General features: G+C 73.8%; 12 protein-coding genes and 1 pseudogene. 5 read left to right on the plus strand and 8 right to left on the minus strand.

Annotation, left to right across the window (positions count from 1 at the left end):
* Positions 1-479 precede the first annotated feature (479 nt).
* Positions 480-1082, plus strand: a complete 603-nt coding sequence (locus tag WMF20_RS09410; RefSeq protein WP_437612540.1) for a hypothetical protein — start codon at positions 480-482, stop codon at positions 1080-1082.
* A 64-nt stretch (positions 1083-1146) separates the two neighbouring features.
* Here the strand turns inward: WMF20_RS09410 and WMF20_RS09415 are convergent.
* Positions 1147-1245: pseudogene (locus tag WMF20_RS09415) on the minus strand (aldo/keto reductase); the annotation flags it as partial.
* Positions 1246-1266: 21 nt separating this feature from the next.
* Positions 1267-2001 (minus strand): SanA/YdcF family protein, encoded by a 735-nt coding sequence (locus tag WMF20_RS09420; protein WP_437612542.1) that lies wholly within the window; start codon positions 1999-2001, stop codon positions 1267-1269.
* A 437-nt stretch (positions 2002-2438) separates the two neighbouring features.
* Between WMF20_RS09420 and WMF20_RS09425 the strand changes: the two genes are divergently transcribed.
* Positions 2439-3362, plus strand: coding sequence for a hypothetical protein (locus WMF20_RS09425; protein WP_437612544.1), 924 nt, complete (start codon positions 2439-2441; stop codon positions 3360-3362).
* 381 nt (positions 3363-3743) lie between these two features.
* Here the strand turns inward: WMF20_RS09425 and WMF20_RS09430 are convergent, their stop codons facing one another.
* On the minus strand, positions 3744-5561 hold the full coding sequence (locus WMF20_RS09430; protein ID WP_437612546.1) for a prolipoprotein diacylglyceryl transferase: 1818 nt from the start codon (positions 5559-5561) through the stop codon (positions 3744-3746).
* Positions 5558-6952, minus strand: a complete 1395-nt coding sequence (locus tag WMF20_RS09435; RefSeq protein WP_437612548.1) for a hypothetical protein — start codon at positions 6950-6952, stop codon at positions 5558-5560. Before WMF20_RS09435 ends, WMF20_RS09430 begins: the two co-directional genes overlap by 4 nt.
* 404 nt (positions 6953-7356) lie before the next feature.
* Here WMF20_RS09435 and WMF20_RS09440 point away from each other — a divergent pair, with 404 nt between their 5' ends.
* The 3 genes from WMF20_RS09440 (at position 7357) to WMF20_RS09450 (ending at position 13064) form a co-directional block, all read left to right on the plus strand.
* On the plus strand, positions 7357-10323 hold the full coding sequence (locus tag WMF20_RS09440) for a ricin-type beta-trefoil lectin domain protein (protein WP_437612550.1): 2967 nt from the start codon (positions 7357-7359) through the stop codon (positions 10321-10323).
* A gap of 138 nt (positions 10324-10461) precedes the next feature.
* Positions 10462-11082, plus strand: a complete 621-nt coding sequence (locus WMF20_RS09445; protein ID WP_437612552.1) for an RNA polymerase sigma factor — start codon at positions 10462-10464, stop codon at positions 11080-11082.
* A gap of 200 nt (positions 11083-11282) precedes the next feature.
* Complete coding sequence (locus tag WMF20_RS09450) at positions 11283-13064, plus strand: S28 family serine protease (RefSeq protein ID WP_437612554.1); 1782 nt, start codon at positions 11283-11285, stop codon at positions 13062-13064.
* Between the two features lie 61 nt (positions 13065-13125).
* On the opposite strand, the gene WMF20_RS09455 is transcribed toward WMF20_RS09450, so the two are convergent.
* The 4 genes from WMF20_RS09455 to WMF20_RS09470 form a co-directional block, all read right to left on the minus strand.
* Entirely contained in the window at positions 13126-13788 is a 663-nt protein-coding gene (locus WMF20_RS09455; protein ID WP_437612556.1) for a glutathione S-transferase family protein, read from the minus strand.
* A gap of 100 nt (positions 13789-13888) precedes the next feature.
* The gene (locus tag WMF20_RS09460; protein WP_437612558.1) at positions 13889-17716 is read right to left on the minus strand and encodes a serine/threonine-protein kinase; all 3828 of its coding nucleotides are present in this window, start codon (positions 17714-17716) and stop codon (positions 13889-13891) included.
* Positions 17717-17825: 109 nt separating this feature from the next.
* A complete protein-coding gene (locus WMF20_RS09465) occupies positions 17826-20609 on the minus strand; it encodes a hypothetical protein (RefSeq protein WP_437612560.1) in 2784 nt (927 codons plus the stop codon).
* 237 nt (positions 20610-20846) lie between these two features.
* Positions 20847-22184: a serpin family protein gene (locus WMF20_RS09470; protein ID WP_437612562.1), complete on the minus strand. Its 1338-nt coding sequence runs from the start codon at positions 22182-22184 to the stop codon at positions 20847-20849.
* Positions 22185-22229 lie beyond the last annotated feature (45 nt).

Raw genomic sequence — 22229 nt, forward strand, 5'->3', positions numbered from 1 at the left:
ACGCTGTGTCGCAGAACACGTGCGCACCGTGGAGAAGCGCGAGCCGCTCGAAGCTGCCGGGCCACGCGTCCTGCGCGCTCACGCGAAGATCGTAGGTCTGGCTCGGCGCCAGGCCCGTGGCGCGGAATTCCACACCGGCCAGCGCTCAGGCGCGCTCCGATCTCCGCTTGACGACCCCGCCCTGGAGGGCGGCGCCTCCAGGCTGAGGGGGCGCGCCCCCAGCGCGCCGGCGCGGGCGCGGACCGCCCGGGCCGCGGAGCGCGCGAACGCGCGAAAATACCGGCGCGCGCGCGGCCGACCGCCGGAATCGGGGAGTGGCATGCTTCCTGTTTAAAGGCGTTGCGTGACGCTCGGCGCGGCCCGAGCGGCGAGCAGGGCGACCCGGTCGACGGATGGACTCGACCCGTCGCACCCGCGGCGGACCGCCCGCGCGTCAGATCACGTGTCGTTCAACGAAATACCGGAAAGAGAGCTCAACCATGAAGCGTGCAATGATCCTCCTCGCCTCGTCCCTCGTGTCCTCGTTTGCGCTCGTGGGCTGCGTCGCCGACGCGACCGACCTCGACGCGGAGCTGGCCGGACTGGAGGAGGTCGAAGAGACCTCGCAGGCGCTGTGCGTCTCCCCGCCGACGGCCGACCAGACCGCGGCCCAGTCGAACTCGAGCGACGTCGGCAGCTTCACCATCCGCGAGTCGCCGGACAACACCTATTACAGCAGCAAGGGCAACTACGTCGTCGAGGTCACGAACGTGAAGAACGCATTCGCGTCGACCCAGACGGCGATGGCGTACAGCGTCAACGCCGCCAAGTCGAGGAGCGTCTGCGAGCACACGACGACGACCGCGACGCTCTACGGCTTCGACGAGGTCGAGGGCTGCTGGGTGCAGATCGGCGCGACGAAGAGCAAGACCGGCGTGTACTCCCCGGGCGGCGGCCTCATCCAGCCGAGCTGCGATGACGTCGTGAGCTGGTCCATCCCGAAGACGGTCACCAAGGTCCGCATCAAGGGCAAGTCGGTGCTCCAGACGATGTTCGGCCCGGCCGGTCAGAAGATCGCGGAGGGCACGAGCTGGATCCACTGATCCGGCGCGAAGGGCGGGGGAGCAGGCGCCGGCGAGCGGATGCAGCGGTCGAGCGCCGCGGTCACAGGATCACGCTCGCGACGCTCGGCCGCTGCAGCAGCCAGTTGATCGCGATCTGCAGGACGGTCTTGCCCGGCTCCTTCGCCACCTCATCGAGCGCGTCCCGCGAAGCCTGGCGCGCGCCTCATCGAACGACGAGCCCGCGCGTCCACGCGTCGTGGGAAGCGCTCGAGTCGCCCTGGATGGGCACCTGCGGCCCCAGGAAACGCGGCCCGCGGCCTGACCAGGTGTCGATGAGCGTCAGCGCCGTGGCGAGGAGCTCGCGCCGCGCGTCGCGGTCGGCGTTCGCGTAGACGCGCCGGTCGGCGGCGTAGCCCACCGCGGGGAAGCCCGCCGCGCGGGCCAGGTACAGGGCGCGCGGCAGGTGAAAGCCCTGGGTGCACACGACCGCGTCGCGCACCCCGAAGACGCGCGCGGCGCGCTGCATCGTGTCCAGCGTGCGCAGGCCCGCGTGGTCCATGAACACGTCCTCGGAAGGCACGCCCCGGCTGACGAGCCACGCGCGCATGGCGTTGGGCTCGTCGTAGCCGACGCGCCCGTGGTCCCCGGAGACCAGCACGCGCCGCACCTTGCCAGCGCGGTACAGCTCGAGGGCCGCGGCGAGCCGATCCTCGAGCGCCGCCGACGGCGTTCCGTCCGGCCACACGAGCGCGCCCGGGACGATGGCCACCTCGCCCCGCGGTACGGCGTGGAGCTCGCGGTAGATGCGCGCCGACCGCAGGACCCAGAGGCGCGCGCCGGCCAGGGCAGCGCCCCCGACGAGCAGCAGCGACACCAGGGTCACGAGCGTGCGATAGGCGAGCCGTCGAGGGGTCGACGCGCCGAGGCGAGGCCGGGCCGGGGGAGGCTTCGGGAGCACGCCCGGCTCAACGCGCGGGACGGCGCGCGTATTCTGGCGCCCCGGACGGCGCGCGCGAACCTGTGGCGCGGGCGGCGCCGCGGGCGCACGTCGGCGTGGACGGGAGCGCGGCCAGCGCGGGCGGGAGATCCGGATTTCGTCCCCCGTTGAGCCTATCCTCTCGCAAACGATCGAACCTTGCAAGACTGGTTCTTCGCGAACCTGGGTCCACCTTGCGCCGGTTTACAAGCCGCTGCAGAGGGGCAGCGACGAGCATGATCCCCATCGACATCATCCGGGCTCTGCTATCACATCCCGGATCTCGTGGCCTTCGCACGGCTCACCAGGGTGTGAGACGGATCGAAGGCGCCCGGACCTCCACCACGACCGGGGGGAGCGAAGTGGACGTCGTGGTAGGGTATGCGAGTCTGCCAGGGACGGATCCAACGACTCGCGCGGTGGACTATCCCGTCGTGGACGACTTTCGCTTCGTCGACACCGCACACCCCGTCGGAGCGAGTTTCTTCGGTTGCCGAAGTCAGCCGCACCGGGACGCCAAGACCGTTTTGGTGGTCAATGGCATCCATCCACCGGAGACGAATGGGATCGAGCTGGGCGACCGACTGGAAACGCGTTTGGCTGCGCCCGTGGGGACCGCCCCCGGCAGCCCTCCGCACAGCAAGTTGCGTCGGCAATTCAACGTGATCTACATGCGGCGAGTGAACCCGGCGAGCAATGGATCGGCGCGCTGCAATGCTCGTGGGGTCGACCTGAATCGCACGTTCTCGGGCCTCCCCGGTGACCGAAGGAGCAGCGCTGCGTTCACCCTGCCTGACGCGATGAAGGGGCCACGATGCTCTGGCTCCCGCAAGTCCATCCGGCAGCTGGAAACGCAGGCCATCTTCGACATCATCGAAGCAGCTGACCCGTTCCTCATCGTTGCTCTGCATGGCACGAACGTCCAGAAGGAGGGCTTTTTCGTAGACATTCCAACGAGCCCGGGAAGCGGACGGCTGACGGCGGCTCGCGCCCGGGAGCTGACCTGCAGGATTGCGCAACGGGCATGGAATACGCTGGTTGCCACAGGCATCACCACGCGTCTTCGCGGCAATCGCAGAGGCGCGAGCCCAAGCCAGTGTGCAGACGCCGGCTGCCCGGACGTCTCGAACATCGGCTGGGTCGCGCAAGGAGCGATTGGGGCGAGTCTGGGATTGTGGGGCGCGGCGAGCGGGCGCACCGTGTTCACGGTGGAGATCGGCAATCCGTCGCCGATCCCGTCGGGGACGACCAGCGCCGCATTCCGTGCTCAGACGTCGGCGGTCATCGATGCCGTGCATGCGGCGCTCGAAGACGAGCTGGACGCCTTGGGGCCCATTCCCTGACGGATGGTGCGCCTCCGATTCCTTCCCGACTCATTGGGCGGCTCGCCATGGCTTGCCACGGTAGCGCTCGTGGTGCTCTCGGGATCGGGAGGTCTCGCCTGCCGCGGCCCGGCTTCCGGTTCGACATACTCCGCGTGGATGACCGGCTGTGGCTCGACGTGCGGATGCGTCTAGGCCGATGGCCAGCACGACGTGTGTCCGTGTTCGATGCGGAGTCGGGGAGGGAGCTTTGGCGTGCCGCGGCGATGTTGTGTCCGCCGGACGCGAGGGTATTCGTCGCTGCACGCGGCCCCGACGGCGAAGCGACCGACGACGTGGCGCTATGACAGCGGGCTCGATCAAGGCCTCTCGATCGGCTCCCGAGCGCTCCGGCGAGCGCCATCACAGGAGCCCGGCGCCGACCCAGAGCCCGGGCTCGTAGGCCACGAGCGCGTCCACGTCGCTCGAGCCGAGCAAGAGAAAGTTCACGGGAGAGACGCCGACGAACAGGTGCGGCGTGATCGGGAGCTGGATCCCCCACGCGAGGCGGCCGCCGACGGCGCCGACGCTCTCGAAATACGGCGAGTCGAAGAAGATGCGGTAATAGCCCGGCGTGATCCCGACCGACATCTCGAGATGCGAGCCGACGCCCATGACGAGACGGAGCGGCACGCCGGCCGCAACCTGGTCGACGTCGGTGGTCGACACGCTCCGGAGCTCGACGCCGATCTCGAAGCGGCGCGTCTCGCTCAGGCGCAGGCGCGCGAGCACGTCGAGATCCACGGACATCCCATCCTTGACCGCGAAGCGCGCCGGGACGAAGTAGCCGGAGATCCCGAGCGAGAGCGCCATCCGGCGCGCGTTGGCCTCCGCCTGGGGGCCTGTCCCGGGCTCCTCGGCCGCGGGCTCCGGAGCCACTTTCGTCGTGCGTCCGCGCTGCTGTGCGGCGGCTGCGGCCGAGGGCGGGGGAGACGCGGGGGACCCGCCCGCCGGGGACGGCGAAGACGGGTAGGGCGGGGGAGGCCCGCCGGCCGGGGGCGGTGGGTACGGATAGGGCGCTGGATATGCGCCTGCCGGAGGCGGCGGGTAGGGATAGGGCGCGGGGTACGCGCCCGCCGGGGGCGGCGGGTACGGGTAGGGCGCGGGGTACGCGCCGCCTGCCGGAGGCGGCGGGTACGGGTAGGGCGCGGGATACCCGCCCGCTGGAGGCGGCGGGTACGGGTAGGGCGCCGGAGCCGGCGGCGCCGCCGGAGCCCGCGGCGGCGGCGCCACGGGCGGCGCCGAGCTCGCCGGCGCGGGCTTCGCGGCCGGGGGCGGCTCGGAGCGCGCCGGCTGCGCCGCGGCCTCCCCCGCGGCCAGGCTCAAGGCAGCGAGCGCCATCAGCGCGGGGGCCGCGGCTGCGCCGCCGCGAGCGCCGCGGGCGCGGCGCGCGCGCAGGACGGCCGCCGCGAGGCCCAGCAGGAGCGCCAGCGAGACGAGCTGGGCGGTGCTCAGCCCCCCGTACACGCCGCGCCCAGCGTCGCCGCGGAGGAGCTCGACGAAGAACCGGCCGGCGGCGTAGAGCGCGAGCCAGGTCGCGAAGGCGCGGCCGTCCCGGTGCCCCCGGACGAGCCAGAGGGCGGCGATCGCGCTCGCCAGCAGCCCGAGCGCCGCCTCGTAGAGCTGCGTCGGGTGCACGGGCAGGCTCGGCGCCCCGAGGGGCACCCAGCCGGCGGCGACGTGATCCGCCGCCGCGGGGCTGCCCGCGGGAAACCGGACCCCCAGCGCGCCCGCCGTGACGCGGCCGTAGTCGCACCCCGCGAGGAAGCACCCGGTCCGCACGCTGGCGTACGTGATCCCGAGCCCGGGCACGAGCCGGTCGAGGAACGGCAGCACCGGCGCGCCGCGGCGGAGCAGGACCAGGCCGGCGACGACGACGCCCGCGATGAGGCCCCCGTACGCGGCCCGGCCGGCGTGGAGCACCGGACCCCACGCGCCGCGCGCGAGCGCCTCGGGCACGGCGCGCAGCGCCTCGAAGGCGTAGCCGCCGAGGAGCGCGGCGACGTAGCCCCAGAGGAGCGCGCGACCCTCGACCCCGACGTCGCCCCGGTCCCGGCGCACCAGCCAGAAGAACGCCGTCGACCCGAGGAGCCCCGCGACGGCGACCATCACCGCGTAGGTCGGCGAGAGCCACGGCGGCAGGCCGTGGCGCTCCAGCCAGAGCATCAGCGCCCGGCTCACGCCCGCCTCCGGATGCGCAGCAGCATGTAGCCCGCGGGCACGAGCAGCCAGAACGCGGCGCCCAGGGGCCCACGCGCGCCCGGGCGGCCCCCCTCGAGGTCGCGCCCGCCCGCGGCCAGCCGGCAGCTCGTGGCCGAGCCGCTGCCCGCCGTCGGATCGCCGTCCTTGCAGCTCTGGTTGCAGTCGCGGCAGTTCTGGTTGCAATCGCTGCAGTTCTGGTTGCAATCGCTGCAGTTCTCGTTGCAGCCCGCGATGTCCTCGTTGCAGCCGGCGCAGCCGCCGCCGCAGCTGCCGCAGTCGCCGTCGCCCGACGAGCCGCTCGGCGCGCCGATGGGGACGCCGGCCGGCGAGGTCGGCTGGCCGTACTGGAGGCAGCGGTCGAGCACGGCCATGCACCCCGCGTCCGCGGCGAAGGCGAGCGCGCCGTCGCGGTCGGCGATCGGCAGCGCGGCGCACGCGCCGCTGCCCGCGGCGAGGACGCACTCCTTCACCCCCTCGATGCTCATCAGCGCGAGCACGCAGAGCGCCTCGGCGTTCGTCGCGCCGGCGTTGACCCACGCGCACTCCGCCTGCGCGTCGGCGAAGCGCGGATCCGTGCGCTCGTGCTCGCATCGCCCGGCCTCGGCGCAGGTGCACACGTCCCGCACGCCGGCGGCGCACTCGGCGACCGACCCCGGGAGGTGATACGGGTTGGCGCGCACGGACTGCGGCTGGCTCCGGGGGAGCTCGGGCAGCGCGACGGCGCCCTGGGGGCTCTCGAGCGGGGGCGCGTCCGGGGGCGAGAGGGCGCTCAGCGCGACAAGCCACGCGGCGTTGACGTAGACCGCCCGATCCCGGGCGACCACGCCCGCCGGCAGCCCGGTGACGCGGACGAGCTCGCGCGCGCCCGCGCGCCGCGCGAGCTCCGCCACGATCGCGCCGGCCCGGCCGCCGAGCGCCGCGTCCTCGAGCCCCGCGGTCTCCGGCGACGCCGGCTGGCCCGCGAGGACGGGCCGGGCGAGCGGCCGCTCGGCCCCGCGCTCCGCCGCGAGGGAGCGGAGCACGAACCCCTCGGCGGACGGCTCGAGCGCGCCGAGGACGATCGCGTCCTTCCCGAGCTCCTCCCGCGCCGCGTCCGCGCTGCGGACCAGCGCCGGGACGCTCGCGATCTCCGCGTCGAGGATCGGCGTCTCCTCCGCCTGCTCGCGGTGCGCCTCCTCCAGCCGCGCCGCGACGTCGTGGAGGGCTCCCTCGGGCAAGGCCGCGAGGACCTCCGGCGCGGCGCTCAGCGCGTCGCGCAGCGGCAGGTCGTCGTAGGGCGGCGTCTCCGCGCTGCACGCGCCCAGCGCGGAGGCCGCGAGCAGCACGGCGGCACGGCGGATCGCGCTCTCGATGACGGCGTTCGTTGGCATGCCCCCCCTCGCTCCCCGGAGCGCGCGGACCCGGACTGGACGCGTCGCGCTCGGCTGGCGCGGGCGCATCGCCGGTGAGGGCTCCGCCGCGAGGAGACTCGACGAGCGTGCCAGAAGGAGCGGCGCCGGCCAAGGCCCATTGCGGGGAGCGCCGGTGAGGGAGCTCGCGCCGATCGCGAGGGGCTCCTTCGACGAGGTCCATCCAGAGTCCGACATCGGGTGTCCCTGGCAACCTGGTGGGATATCGGCGTCGCCGCGATGCGCAGGGGCGCTCATCGTCCGCTCGATACGACCCTCCGCCACGCCCCCGCCGGCGTGTCGGATTTCGGTTCACGCCGCGCGCCGGCGCGGGTCTGCCTCGGGGAACGCCGGCGGAGGGCCGGCCTCACCCGAGGAGCAGAGCCATGACTCGCATCCATCCGAGAGCACACCTGTGGACCAAGGCGGCGCGGACCCTGACGGCGCTGGGGGGCCTGCTGGCCGCGACGGCGGCCCCGGCCAGCGCGCGCGCCGAGATCCTCGCTTACGACGAGCACGACGGGGAGGTGGGCGGCGCGGTCGGCTGGGCGGACGAGTGGCCCTTCGCGCGGGAGGGCGGCGAGCTCGTGCAGACCGCCGGCTACGTCCGCCGCCGGTTCGCGGCCCCGCTGTCGGCCGCGCACGCCATCCGGTGGATCGCCGTCACCGGCCGCATGGCCGCGCCCCCGGTCGGCTACGCGTACCACGTGCCCATGGGCGTCAGCTCCTGGACGACCGCCCACCAGCACCAAGGCCTTCATTTCGACACGTCGAGCCCCGCGGGCCTGCTCGTCGACGGCGCCGGCCCGACGAGCGGCATCGCCGGGACCACGCAGCAAACGTGGCTCGCGCGGTACGTGTTCGGCCCCGCCAACGCGAACGGCCGCTACAGCGCCACCGTGAGCATCTGGGCCGGCTCCGGCGCCGGTCGCCGCATCGACCCCGGGGCGCCGCCGGCCGTCGTCCGCACGCTCGCCGACACGACGCTGGACAGCCTCTATTCCGGGCAGAGCAGCGCTCAGGACCTCTTCTTCGTGGAGCGCGAGAGCGTCGCCACCACGGCCCGGGAGGCGCTCGCCGCGCCCGAGCGCGATCTCTACGTGGTCGCGCACCAGGACGACGATCTGCTCTTCATGAACCCCGACATCGCGGACTCGATCCACGCGGGGAATTCCGTGGAGACGGTCTACGTCACCGCGGGCCTCGGCGGCAATTGCCTGGACGTGATGGGCGAGCGGGAGGCCGGGATGAAGGCCGCGTATGCGGCGATGGCCGGCCTCGCCAACAGCTGGAGCTGCGCCGAGGCCGCGGTGCTGGGCAAGGACCTCGTGCGCTGCGCGCTCGACGGGAGCGCCGGCCGCGTCGGGCTCGTGTTCCTGCGGCTCCCCTCGTCCCCGGACGCGGCGCTCCTGAGCGACCTCTGGAACGGGGGCGCGCCGATCGTGACGCGCGTCGACCGCACCGGGGACAAATGCGACTATCAATGCGCCACCGACGACGACTGCGACGACCCCGCCGTCGAGGTCCCCGTCGATTACACCCGCGAGGAGCTCATCGGCGTCCTCGCTCGCCTGATGTCCGATTTCCGCGCGAGCCGCGTCGGCACGCTGAACAGCGATTACGGCCACGCCGGCGACCACACCGATCATTACCACTCGTCGCTGTTCGCGTTCGCCGCGCACCAGGCCTACGCCGCGGGGCACGGGCTCCAGATCTACCGGGGTTACGACATGTCGGACGAGCAGGCGAACGTCTCCGACGAGGAGTTCGACATCACCTGGGACGCGTTCCGGTGGTATGCGCAATGCGACCGGTTCACCTGCTCGGACATGAGCGCGTGCGGCACCGGGACGACCTGCGACCCGGCCAACTCGGACTATCGCGCCTGGGCGCGCCGCCGGTACGTGGCCTCGGCGATCGCGGGCGTCTCGGGCCGCCTCGGCGCGCTCGGGGGCAAATGCCTCGCGGCCGCGGGCGCGTCGAGCGGCGCGCCCGTGGTCCTCGCCAGTTGCTCCATGGCCTCGGCGCAGCAATGGACCGTCGCGGAGGACCGCATCGGCGGCCCCGGCGGCCGCTGCCTCGGCGTCGCCGGCGGCAACGCGTCGAGCGGCGCGCCCGTGGTGCTCGAGGGCTGCGCCGGCACGCCCGGCCAGGCGTGGACGATGCTGGACGGCGGGCAGATCCGCGGCCTCGAGGGGAGGTGCCTCGCGGTCGCCGGCGGCAACGCCGCGAACGGCACGCCGGTGCAGATGGTCGACTGCAGCGGCGCCGAGGCGCAGCGGTTCGCGATCCAGCTCTCGGCGCCCACCCGCTGGTCGTACAACAACGATTTCTCGGACGCCCAGATCGGCACGAGCGAGTCCTACACGCGCACGGTCCGGCTCGGCGACGTGAACGGCGACGGCAAGGCCGACGCGTGCGTGCGGCGCGCCGACGGCGTGTATTGCGCGCGGAGCAACGGCGCGGGCGGGTTCCTCCCCGCGCAGCGGTACACGACGGAGTTCTCCGACGCGAACGGCTGGCGGCCCGCGCAATACGGCAACACCATCCAGCTCGCCGACATCGACGGCGACGGCAAGGCCGATATCTGCGGCCGTGGCATGTGGGGCATCCGCTGCCAGGTCGCGAACGCCGCCGGCGACGCGTTCGTGACCACCGGCAACGTCTGGTGGACGTACAGCTTCTCCGACGCGGAGGGGTTCGACGACGCGCCGAGCTATTACCGCTCGATCCACCTCGCCGACGTGGACGCCGACGGCTACGCCGACGTGTGCGGCCGCGGCGCCGACGGCCTGCGCTGCGCGATCAACACGACCGCCGGGAGCTTCGGGGCGGCGGCGCTCTGGCTCGCCGACATGTCCGACGCGAACGGCTGGCTGCCGGAGCCGTACGGCGCCACGATCCAGCTCGGCGACATCGACGGCGACGGCGCGGCGGACGCCTGCGGCCGCGGGCCGTCGGGCGTTGTGTGCGCGGTGGCGAGCGCTTCCGGCGCCGGTTTCGCGCGGCCGCACGTCTGGTCGTACAGCCGCGGGGGCGCGCCCGATTACGGCGACGCGTCGGAGTTCGACGCGGCGCCGAGCCACTGGGGGAGCCTCGGCCTCGGCGACGTCGACGGCGACGGCGACGCCGACCTCTGCGGCCGCGGCGCCTCCGGCGCGCTGTGCGCCATGTCGAACCGCCTCGGCTTCGGCGCGGCGCGCCCCGCGTCGCTCGGCGCCTTCGGCGATGCCCAGGGGTGGCTCGCCGCGCGGTACGGCGCGACGGTGCAGCTCGGCGACGTCGACGGCGACGGCCGCGCCGACCTGTGCGGCCGCGCGTCGGACGGCCTCTGGTGCGCGCTCGCGCCGTGAAGCGGCGATGGCGGTCGGGCCGCGCGTCCCGGCGTCGCGTCGAGCCTCTCCCCGCGGCGTGGACATGCAGCGCCGCCGCACGGCGGCGGGATGGTCGCCTGCGGGACGTCGGCGGACGGTGATATCCTCGGCCCCACGATGTCCGTCGACCGAGAGCACCTCGAGCGCGAGGTCCGCGAGCACTGCGAGAGCGGCGCCGTCGCGCGGGCCGCCGAGCTCGCCATCCGCGGCTACGGGCCCGAGATCCTCGGCTTCCTGACTGCGCTCCTCCGCCGCGAGGAGGACCCCGACGACGTCTTCTCGCTGTGGTGCGAGCGCATCCTGCGCGGGCTGCCGACCTTCGCGTGGGAGTGCTCGCTCCGCACCTTCGCCTACACGATCGCGCGGAACGCGGCGAAGAACCACGCCCGCGACAGGCGCGCCCGCGAGAGGCGGGTGCGCCCGTCGCTCGGAACGACGGAGCTGAGCGCGATCGAGCAGCAGGTGCGCACCGAGACGCGGCCGTACCTGCGCACCGACGCGAAGGACAAGCTCATGGAGCTGCGCGAGGCGCTGCCGCCGGACGATCGGATGTTGCTCGTGCTGCGCCTCGACAAGGGGCTGGAGTGGAAGGACGTGGCGCGGGTGATGCTCGGCGAAGAGGCGGAGGACGAGGCCGCGCTGAAGCGGGAGGCGCAGCGGCTGCGCAAGCGCTTCCAGATCGTGAAGGACCAGCTCGTCGAGGCGGGCCGGCGCGCGGGGCTGCTCGGCGAGGGGTGAGCAGGTCCGTGCGTCAGAGATCCCGCCAGGATCGCGCGGTCCATGCCGAGGCGCGGGATCGTCGCGCTCACGGCCGGATCGCCCCGGAGCCGCGCCGCCACCGCGTCGATCCGGCGGCACGGCGCCTCGGGTCGTGAAGGCAGCTTCCCGACGGCGGCGCTCGTCCGAACGAGCGCCTCGTTGATGTAGGCTCGGCCGTTATGTCCACCCGATATCTAATTTTGCTCGCCTTCACCTCGGTCACTTCGTTGCTTGTCGCCTGCGGGGGTGATTCCGGCGCGGACCCGCAGGCCGGGGGCGGCGGTGGCGCGGGCGGCGCGGACCCGCAGGCCGGGGGCGGCGGTGGCGCGGGCGGCGCGGACCCGCAGGCCGAGGGCGGCGGTGGCGCGGGCGGGGCGGATCCGCAGGCCGAGGGCGGCGGCGGCGCGGGCGGGGCGGATCCGCAGGCCGCGGGCGGCGGCGGCGCGGGCGGCGCGGACCCGCAGGCCGAGGGCGGCGGTGGCGCGGGCGGCGCGGACCCGCAGGCCGAGGGCGGCGGCGGCGCGGGCGGGGCGGACCCGCAGGCCGAGGGCGGCGGCGGCGCGGGCGGCGCGGACCCGCAGGCCGAGGGCGGCGGCGGCGCGGGCGGCGCGGATCCGCAGGCCGAGGGCGGCGGTGGCGCGGGCGGCGCGGACCCCCACGGCTCGGACGACATCCTCGAGCAGCTCGAGAACGTCGAGGGGCTCACGGTCGAGGAGCTGGACTCGGAGCTTCCGGGCTACCGCTACTTCGTCATGGAGATCGACCAGCCCGCGGATCACGACGATCCGGACGGCGCGCGGTTTCGCCAGCGCCTCGTGCTCCACCACCGGGACCCCGCCGCGCCCGTGGTGATCGCGACCGAAGGCTACAATCTCTGGCCGGAGTACCAGTGGCTCGACGAGCCCACCGAGCTGCTCGCCGGCAACCAGATCCGCGTCGAGCACCGCTTCTTCACGCCTTCCCGCCCGGAGCCCGCGGACTGGTCGCAGCTCACCATCGAGCAAGCCGCCGCGGACATTCACCACGTCATCGCGGCGCTGAGGCCCTTCTACGAGGGCAAGTGGATCTCCACCGGCGGGAGCAAGGGCGGGATGGCCTCGGTCTACCATCGTCGCTTCTATCCCGACGACGTGGACGGCACCGTGGCTTACGTGACGCCGCACAGCATGGGCAACCCCGATCCGCGCTACCTCGAGTTCCTGGCCGAGCGCGGCGATGCGGCCTGCCAGGGCGCGCTCCGGGAGTTCCAGCGCGAGGTGCTGCTGCGGCGCCCGGCGATGCTGGCGCGCATGGAGGCCGACGCCGCGGCAGAGGGCTTCTCGTACGACCTGCTCGGCATCGAGAGGGTCCTGGAGACCGCGGTGGTCGACTCCGTCTTTGCCTTCTGGCAGTACATGGACGAGACCCTCTGCGACGCCGTGCCGACCGCGGCTTCGGACGACGAGGACGTCTGGGCCTTCCTCGACACGGTGAGCCAGCCCTCGTTCTACAGCGATCCTTCCCTCGTCGTGTACGAGCCTTACTACTGGCAAGCTGCGGTGCAGCTTGGTTATCCGGCGATCGCGACGGATCACCTCGCCGATCTCCTCGTGTACCCCGACGCCGACACGGCCGCATCGTTCATCATCCCTGGGCCCGGCAAGACTCCGGTCTTCGATCCCGGGGCGATGCCGGACATCTCCGCCTGGCTCACCGCCGAGGGCGAGCGGCTGATGTTCATTTACGGCGAGAACGACCCGTACACGGCCGCCGCATTCGACGTCGGGGAGGCTCGGGACTCGCACCGCTTCGTCGTGCCGGGTGGAAACCACCTCTCCAGCCTGGGCGATCTCTCGCCGCCGGAGCGAGATGTCGCCGTCGGCGCGCTCGCGTCGTGGGCGGGGGTCTCGCCGGTCGACGTCGACCGCGCGCGTGCGCCCCGCATGCTGCTCCGCGGCCATCGGTGGATCCTGCGGCGCTGAGCGCAGCCGCCCTCTCTCCAGGCCAGCGTCCGCGCTCGACACGACCGCGCACCTCGAGCGGCTACCGCTTCGATCCGGCGGCGTCGAAGCGCGGGACCTCCGGGAGCTCCGGGGCGTCGAGCCCCGCGAACGGATCGCGCCAGGCGTCGAGCTGCCACAGGCGCGCGTGCCAGGCCGCGACGCGCGGGTAGTCCGAGAGCGGCAGCCCGGCGAGATCCGCGAACGGGAGCACCGACGCCATGCGAAAGTCCGCATACGAAACCGCGCTCCCGACGAGCCAGTCCCTGCCGCTCAGGACCTGATCGAGCAGCGTCGCCGCTTCGGCGAACCCCGAGAGCCCCTCCGCCACGAGGTCGTCGCGGATGGGGCCGAGCCCGTAACGCTGCTTCGTCACGCGCTCGAAATGGACCTTGTCGCACGCCGCGACGAAGTTGTGCGTGCCCCAGCTCAACCAGCGGATCATCTCCGGTTGTGCGGCGCCCGTGCGCCAGAAGTCCGAGCCCGTGAGCTGCGAGAGGCGGCACGCGATCGCGTCCGTCTCCCAGAGCGACTGGTTTCCCTCGACCAGGATGGGCACGCGCAGGTTCGGATTCAGCGCGCGAAACTTCTCCTGCTGGGACGGGTCGAGAGGCGCTGCGTGGACGTATTCCACGGGTGCATCGAGGTGGCGGGCCACGGCGACGGCGACCCGTGGATTCAGGTTTCGGCTGAAGTACAGTTTCATGGATCGTCCTCTCCTGTGGGCTGGCTCCGCTCTTTCGAGCGGTTTTAACCCGTTTGTCGCTCCAAGGTGAACGCGAGAGGCACCGCGGGTGCGTTGGGTGCTAGCCCGCCAGCGTGGCGGCGAACCGCGCGGGGCGCCGCACGCCGCGGGCCTCCATCCACGCGTCCGCCGCGGCGACGAGCGCGCGCCCCTCGTCGCCGCCGAGCCAGAGCCCCCGCGCGCGGCGCGCGGCGGCCGCCAGGAGGGCGGCGCCCAGCCGGTCGAGCGCGGCCTCGGCGCCGCGCATGCGCCCGGCGGCCTCGGCCGCGCGGCCGCGCTGCGCGGCGACGCTGGCCCGGATCATCGCGGCGACGGGCGGGCCCCAGAAGACGTCGCGCCGGTCGAGCGCGCGCGCGTCGGCGAGGGCGAGGGCGCGCAGGGCGACCGCCCGCGCGCCGCCGCGCGCGGCGGCCGCGAGGGACGCGAGGGCGCGCAGGTAGTAGAGCTCGCCCCGTACCAGCGGGATCGCGACCATGCCGGAGCCGAGGAGCGGCGGCGTCGCCGCCAGCACGAAGCGCAGCGCCGCGGCCGCGTCGCCCTCGTAGAGCGCGATCCGCCCGCGGGCGAGGACCTCGCGGAAGTGCTGGACGTGGTAGCCGGCGCGCGACCAGCGCTCCATGGCGGCGTCCACCGTGGCGCGCGCCGAGGCCGGCCGATCGGCGGCGAGGTCCAGCAGGTACGCGCCGTTGAGGCGGATCATCGTCTCGCGGTAGCGATCGCCGCGCTCGCGCGCCTCGGCGAGCAGCTCGGCCGTGATCGCGGCGAGGCCGGGGATCTTGCCCTGGAGCCAGAGCACCGTCGCCAGGAGCGCGTGGGCGAAGCTTCCGCCGCTCCCGCTCTCGCCGCCGTGCGCCCCGAGCGCCGCGCTGCTCCGCCCGAGGAGCACCTCGGCGCGCTCGATCTCCCCGCGGGCGAACGCGGCCACGCCCTCGGCCAGCAGGTGGAAATGGCGCGCCTCCGGGCGCGGCGAGCGCGCGGCCACCCGCTCGAGGAGCGCCAGCAAGGAGGCGGCGCGCCGGCCGCCGTCGCGCTGGCCGCGGAGCGCGGCGTGGATCGCCTCGAGGGTGAGCGCCCGCGCGAGGCGGTGCGGCTCGCCGGCGTCGAGCGCGAGGAGCAGGTGCCGCGCCGCGAACGGCGCGCTCTGGACGGGCGCCGTCACCGCCAGGCTCGCGGCCGCGTGGCAGGCGTCCATGGCGAGCAGGTCGCGGCCCGGGATCTCGCGCTCCGCGCGCTCGCGGAACGCGAGGCCGCGGGCCAGGAGCCGCGCGCGCAGGGCGGCCGCCTCCGCGAGCGCCTCGAGCGTCGACCCCGGCCTGGAGAGCCCGAGCTCGGCCAGGACGCCGTCGAGCACCGACAGCCCTTCGTCCACGTACCCGCCCGCGAGGAGCAGCTGCATCGCCCGCAGCCGGTGGGTGAGCGCCTCGCGCGGCGGCTCGCGCGACGCGAGATCGAGGTACGCCTCCGCCGCCTCGCGCGACCGGCCGCCGCTCGCCAGCGCGGAGGCGAGCGCGAGGCGGGCGCCGCGGGCGATCGCGGCGTCGCGCTCGCCGAGCTCGAGCGCCTCGCGCGCGAAGCGCGCCGCCCGATCGAAGGCGAGGGCCGCCTGCGCCTGCGCCGCCGCCTCGACGGCGCGGGCCGCGGCCTCCGCGTCGAGCCCGGCCCCGCGGAGGTGGTGCGCGAGCAGGGACGGCTCGGCGCCGCCCTGGCCCTCCAGCGCCCGCGCGAGGCGGAGGTGGTGCTCGCGGCGGCGCGCGCGCGGCAGCGCGGCGAGCACCGCCTCGCCGACGCGATCGTGGTACGGCAGGAGCTCCTCGCGGTCGTGCGCCTCCCGCACGCGCACGACCTGCGCGGCGACGAGCCGCGAGAGCGCCTCGGGCTCGTCCAGCGCCTCGCCCTCCGCCGCCGCCGCGCGCGCCGCGGTCCGCCGCGCGATCGGCTGCCCCGCCACCGCGACCACCTCGAGCAGCCGCCGCGCCGGCGCGGGGAGCCGCTCGACGCGCCCCGCGAGGAGCGCGGACAGGTCGGGCGCGGCGCCGCCGAGCTCGCCGCGCTCGGCCGCGAGCCGCGAGAGCTCGGTGATGAAGAGCGGGCTGTGGTGGGCCTCGGCCGCGATCCGCGCCGCCGCGCCGCCGGGCGCGCCCGCGCCCGCGAGCAGCGCGCCCGCGAGCGCCGCGGCGTCGGCGGGGGGCAGCTCGCCGACGTCGATCTCGTGCACGCGCACGTCCGCCGCGAGATCGGCGCCGAGCGCCGCGAGCAGCGCGCGGAGGACGGGGCTCGTCGCGGCCTCCTCCGCGCGGTACGAGGCGACGAAGAGCAGCGGCGGCGCCGCGGGGGGGCGCATCAGCTCGACGAGCAGCGCGACGCTGTCGAGGTCGCCCCACTGGAGATCGTCGACCGCGAGCACCAGCGCGCGCGCGCGGCCGAGGCGCGCGCACAGCTCGCGCAGCGCGGCGAACGCCCGGCGCCTGCGCTCCGCGTCGTCCGGCGCCGCGCCCTCCCGCGGCGCGGCCGCGGCGATCGCCGGCACCTCCCGCAGCACCGGAAAGGCGCGCCCGAGCTCGACCACGTCGTCGGGTAGCCACGCGGCGAGGTCCTCCGGCGCCGCGCGGGCGAGGTGCCGGCCGAGCTCGTCGACGGCGCCGTCGAGCGCCTTGTACGGCACCGACTCCTGCTGAAAGCAGCGCCCCGCGAGCGGGACGGCCCCGGGCCCGCCGCCCGCCGACTCCAGGAACCGCTGCAGGAGCGCGCTCTTCCCGATCCCCGACGATCCGCGGAGCAGCGCGACCACCGTGCGCCCCGCGCGCGCCTCGTCGAGGGCCGCGTGGAGCCGCCCGAGCTCGGCCGCGCGGCCCACGAAGGGAGCCGCCGGCGCCGGGCGCCGCGCGATCGGCGCGCCGGCGGCCTGGCCGAGGAGCCGCGCCGCGACCTCGCGGGCCGTGGGGCGGGCGGCGGGATCGTGCGCCAGGAGCTCGCGGCAGAGGCGGTCGAGATCCTCGGGCGCGGCCGTCGCGGCCGGCCCCGGCGCGGGCGCCGCGCCGCCTTGCGCGGGCAGGCGGCCGGTGAGCGCCTGGTGGAGCATCACGCCGACGGCGTACATGTCGGCGGCCGGCCCGACCGCGAGCCCCGCGGCCTGCTCCGGCGCCATGTACCTCGGCGTCCCCGCTCGCACGGGCACCGCGGAGGCGTTGAGATCGGCGACGAGCCCGAAGTCGAGGACCTTCACGGCGCCGGCCGCGTCGACCATCACGTTCGACGGCTTGATGTCGCGGTGGAGCTTGCCCGCGTCGTGCAGGAAGGCCAGCCCCTCGGCGATCTCCCGGAAGGCCGCGCGCAGGCGCGCCTCGTCCGGCCCTCCCGCGCCGCGCACGTGCGTGAGCACGTCCGTGCCCGAGACGAGCTCCATGGTGAAGAACCAGCGCGCGTCGTCCCGGTGCAGCTCGTAGAGCCGGACGAGGCGCGGGTGGACGATGCCGGCCAGCGCGCGAAACTCCTGCTTGAACAGGGAGATGGCCTTCCCGTCCGGGCGCCGCAGCACCTTGAGCGCGAGGAGCGCGCCGCGCTTCCCGTCGAAGGCCTCGTACACGGTGCCGAACCCGCCGCTCCCGAGGCGCCGGCGGAGCGAAAAGCGCGGCGGATCTTCGCCGGCGGTGAGGAAGGCGCCGCTCTCGTCGGCGTCGACGGGGGCGACGGGGACGACCTCGGGCACGCGGGCGATCTGGCGGAGGAACGCGAGGGACGGCGAGGAAGCGGTGGAGCCGCCGCTGGAGAGGCTGTCGACGTCGGCCGTGGCGCTGGCGGACGGCGCGGCGTCCGCCGTGACGCCGGGGGATGGCTGGGGATCGACCGTGACGCCGGAGGATGGCTCGGATCGGTGGTCTTCAGCGGACAAGCAGGGGCTCCTGGGAGAGGAGCATACCGCGGGCGCGCTTCACGATGCAGGCTCGGCCGGCGCGAGCGCGGGCGTGAGGAGGCGGTCTCGCCGCCTCACGCCGGGAGCTTCACCAGGCCTGGTGCCAGACCTGATCGCGGTCGGCGACCACGCCGGCGCTCGAGCCATACAGGACGTTGACGTGGCCGTCGTTGTCGTCGCCGCCGCGAGAGATGTCCTCGCCGGGCGCGCCGATGGCCAGGTCGGCCTTGCCGTCGCCGTCGAAGTCGCCGGAGGCCAGCGCGTACCCGGAGCGGTCATCGTCCTCCACGCTGCCCTCCACGCCCGGGCTGTCCTGCGTGTACGCCGGGTCGCCGAGGGTCGACAGGCCCGTGGCGGTGCCGCGGAAGACGTGCGTCACCCCGGCGTCGTCGTGGCCGTCGATGTCCTCGTGCGGCGCGCCGACCGCCAGGTCGGCCTTGCCGTCGCCGTCGAAGTCCCCCGACGCGAGGGCCCAGCCGAAGTGATCGCCGTCCGCGACGCTGCTGCCCACGTTCGGGGTGTTCTGATTCAGCAGCGGATCCCCTGCGGCGGACAGGCCCGACGCGGTGCCGCGGAAGACGTGCACCACGCCGCCGCCGCCGTGCCCGGCGAAATCCTCGTGCGGCACGCCGATCGCGAGGTCGGCCTTGCCGTCGCCGTCGAAATCGCCCGAGGCGAGCGCGTAGCCGAAGTGATCGCCGTCCTCCACGGCGTCGGCGACGTTCGGGCTGTCCTGGTGGAACATCGGATCGCCGACGGCCGACAGGCCCGCGGCCGTGCCGCGGAAGACGTGCACCGCGCCTCCGCCGCCGTGCCCGGCGAGATCCTCGTAGGGCGCGCCGATCGCGAGGTCGTCGAAGCCGTCGCCGTTGAAGTTGCCGGCGGCCAGCGACCAGCCGAAGCGATCCCCTTCCTCGACGCTGCCGGCCACGTTCGGGCTGTTCTCGTGGAACATCGGATCGCCGACGGCCGACAGGCCCGCGGCCGTGCCGCGGAAGACGTGCACCGCGCCGCCGTCGTCGTGACCGTCCACGTCCTCGTCGGGCGCGCCGATCGCCAGGTCGGCGTAGCCGTCGCCGTTGAAGTCGCCGGTGGCCAGCGACCAGCCGAAGTGATCGCCGCGCTCGACGCCGCCGGCCACGTTCGGGCTGTCCTGGTCCCAGCCCTGATTGCCGGCGTTCGTGAGCCCGGACGCAGAGCCGTAGAGGATGTAGACCGAGCCGGCATCGTCGTCGCCGCCGATGTCCTCGCCGGGCGCGCCGATCGCGAGATCGTCGAAGCCGTCGCCGTTGAAGTCGCCGGCCGCGAGGGCATGGCCGAAGCGATCGTCCTTCTCGGCGCTGCCCACCACGCCCGGCGAGTCCTGGTGCCACAGCTGGTCTCCGCCGCTCGTCAGCCCGAGGATCGAACCGTAAATCACGTTCACGGCGCCCGCGTCGTCCGCGCCGTTGATGTCCTCGTAGGGCGCGCCCACGGCCAGGTCGGCGTAGCCGTCTCCATTGAAGTCTGCGGTGGCCAGCGCCCGGCCGAAATGATCGTCCTTTTCGGCCTTGTCCTTGGTGTGGCCGTCGGTGATCCGCTGCGCCGGCACCACAACGCAGCGGTAGCCCGGCGACGAGCCCGGCGCGACGTCGGGCTGGGTGCCCCCCGGGCAAGGGTTGACGGGGTAGGGGTGGTGCGACGGCGCCTTGACGTTGGCGCAGTTGCCCACGCCGTAACGGTCGCAGTCCGAGGTCGTGTACGCCGTGACCTGCGCGGGGACGCCGCCCTCGCTGTGAACGGCGCTCACATCCATGCTGTCGCCGTGGAACTGGACGAGCAGGAAGTAGCTGTACGTCGCGGAGCCGGTGCGAAACCACGGGATCTGGACGCCGTTCACCGCGATGTTTCCCCTGTGGCCGGCCTGGCTGTGGATGTGCCCCGAGAAGATGCCGAGGACGTTGTATTCGAAGCCGGTGATGGCGCCGATGAACTCCCCGTCCGTGGTCGACATGTCGTCGCCGAAATCGTGCATGTTGATGACGGCGCGCTGCCCCTCGCCGACCGCGTCGGCGAGCTGGTTCCGGAGGAAGTCGATCGATTTCGAGATGTGGAAGTCGGGCTCCTCGTAGGTGGGGTGATTGTGGAGCTGGATGAAGCGGATCCCGTTCTTCACGAACGAGTAGGCCACGCTGCCCGGATCGTACGCCTCGAGCTGGCCGCGGTGCTTCTTGATCCAGCGCTCCATCCACCGCCGCGACTCGTTCCCGCAGTAGTTGGATCCCTCGCCGGTCATCCGGTCGCACTCGGCGCACCCCTTGTCGCAATCGCAGGCGCCCACGAGCTCGCACAGGTCGCAGCCGGGGCTCGCGGCGCAATAGCCGCAGGCCTCGGCGATGTCCTGCGCCGAGGCGCCGCACTTGTCGTGCACGTTGCTCCCGTAGTCGTGGTTCCCCAGCCCCGGGAAGACGTCGACCCGGAGGTCGTCTTCATACTGGTCCTCGTATGCGGCCCACTGGTCGGGGCGGGCGAACGAGGTCAGATCGCCGTTGACGACGACCGCGCTGGGCGCGCTGTAGCCAGGGGGCGTCGCGCCCTTGACGAGCGCGTTGATCGCCTTGACCTGATCCCGGTTGGTCTTGTTGCCCAGGGCCTTGATGTCCGCCGACGAGAGCTTGGCCTTCGCGGCGTCCTCGCCCACGAGGTCGTCCTCGCTCCACCAGTATTGCGGATCGGAGGCGATGACGACCGAGAACGGCGCCACGGCCTGGAGCGGCGCGGGGGCCTCGGCGACGGGGGCGGGCGGCTCGACGTCGGCGGCCTCGCACGCGGCGAGGCCCATGGCGGTGCCCAAGGTGGTGATGGACAGGAGGATCGGCGCTGCGCGTCTCATTCGGGTCTCCTTTCGGGTGTCGCTGAGGCAGACCCGGCCCGCGGAGGATGTGAAGGACCCGGTGCTCCGGGAGGCGGCGGGGCCGCGCCCCGGCGTCTGGGCCGCGGGCCCCCGCGCCGGCGGGGGCGCGGGCGGGTCGATCGGCGCGCGTGCGGATGGAGCAACGATGGCGGCGGTTCGCCAGCGCAGGCGCCCTGCGCCCGGCGCGCGGGCGCGGCGGGAGCGGGGCCCTTCGGGTCAGCTCGCGCTGGGATCGGCGACGCGGCCGACGAACAGGATGCTGCCCGTCGCGTTGTCGCGGATGAGGAACAGGAAGGGGTTCACGAGCGCGAGCGACGCCGGCTGGGGCGCCGACTCATCGCCGACGATGACCGCGGTCGCGGCCGCCGCCTCGGTGCCGGCCTCGTTCACGCCGACGAACGCCTTGTGGAGGACGTCCTGGATGTAGGGCTGTCCGTTGGCGTTGATGCCGGTGAAGTCAGCGACCCCGGACGTGAACGCGATCTCCATCCCCATCGCCTCCAGCGTCTTCTTGAGGCTCAGCTCGTACTCGAACTTGAACTTGGGCATCGTCGTCTCGACCAGGTGCTCGCTCATCGCGCCGACGATGCCGTCGACCTTCGCCGCGTCGAGCGACGCCTCGAACGCGTCGAGCGTGCCCTTGGCCGGCAGGAGGAACACCATCGACAGCTCGTTCCCGTCGTAGGGCATCGCGACCGCCTGGTAGCCCTCTCCCTCGGCGTAGGGCATCTCCAGGCTGGCGTGCATCAGGGGCACCGTCACCTCGGTTCCATCGGCCTTCTCGAACGGCCCGTCCGCCGTCGCGGTGGGCTGGAAGGGGGTGCGCCACGCCGCGTTGAAGTAGATGGCGTTCGTGAGGACCAGCACCGTCTCGGGGGTGATCGCGTCGACGGGCACCAGCTTTTCGATCTTGCCCTCGGTCTGGTCGCTGACCCATCCGTTGATGAGATCGACCGCTTCCTGCTTGTGGCCCAGGAAGTCCACGACGCGCATCCCGGCGCCGTAGTTCAGCGCGAGCGTGTCCAGGAAGGGCGCCTCGAACCCGTACCCGATCTGCCCCCAGAGCGCGTTCACGACGTTGAGGCGGAAGCCCTCTCCGTCGGCGCCCTGGGCGCCCTGACCGCGGCTCTCGAGCTCCTGGTCGATCCAGTTGAACGCCGGGTGGAGCTTGTCCTGCCCGAGGCCGAAGCGCAGCGTGTCGGCCATGGCCGTCTCGGTCTCGCCCTTCGCGCCGGCCCACGTCATCGCGAGCGCCGTCGAGATGCTGTAGGGCGAGTAGAAGACGTTGCCGGGCTCCTGGCGGAGCTCCTGGTAGAGGTCGAGCGCGAACGCGGAGTTGCCCGAGACGAGCGCGGTCTTGTCCTCTGAAGGGACGTCCGGGGTCGAGATGCGCTGTTTGTCCGAGGCGACCACACACCCGGGCTTGTCGCCGTCGCGGCACGCCTCGTCCCCGGGCTCGGGGGTCGGGTTGGGCTCGGTGGACGCCTCGCAGCCGAGGATCGCGGCCAGAGACAGGGCGAGGAGCGGAGCGAAGGTTCGGAGGGTTCGCATCATGCTGCCCCGCCCAGCATCGGCCGTGCCGCCCCGGCCCGCGATCGT

This window comes from Sorangium sp. So ce834 (assembly GCF_051521425.1).
GTDB classification, from domain to species: Bacteria; Myxococcota_A; Polyangia; order Polyangiales; family Polyangiaceae; genus Sorangium; species Sorangium cellulosum_D.

Excerpts from the sequence above, each read along its gene's own strand:
- WMF20_RS09440 (WP_437612550.1), top strand. The coding sequence starts at position 7,357 with ATGACTCGCATCCATCCGAGAGCACACCTGTGGACCAAGGCGGCGCGG.
- WMF20_RS09445 (WP_437612552.1), top strand. The coding sequence starts at position 10,462 with ATGTCCGTCGACCGAGAGCACCTCGAGCGCGAGGTCCGCGAGCACTGC.
- WMF20_RS09455 (WP_437612556.1), bottom strand. The coding sequence starts at position 13,788 with ATGAAACTGTACTTCAGCCGAAACCTGAATCCACGGGTCGCCGTCGCC.
- WMF20_RS09465 (WP_437612560.1), bottom strand. The coding sequence starts at position 20,609 with ATGAGACGCGCAGCGCCGATCCTCCTGTCCATCACCACCTTGGGCACC.
- WMF20_RS09435 (WP_437612548.1), bottom strand. The coding sequence starts at position 6,952 with ATGCCAACGAACGCCGTCATCGAGAGCGCGATCCGCCGTGCCGCCGTG.
- WMF20_RS09410 (WP_437612540.1), top strand. The coding sequence starts at position 480 with ATGAAGCGTGCAATGATCCTCCTCGCCTCGTCCCTCGTGTCCTCGTTT.
- WMF20_RS09450 (WP_437612554.1), top strand. The coding sequence starts at position 11,283 with ATGTCCACCCGATATCTAATTTTGCTCGCCTTCACCTCGGTCACTTCG.
- WMF20_RS09470 (WP_437612562.1), bottom strand. The coding sequence starts at position 22,184 with ATGATGCGAACCCTCCGAACCTTCGCTCCGCTCCTCGCCCTGTCTCTG.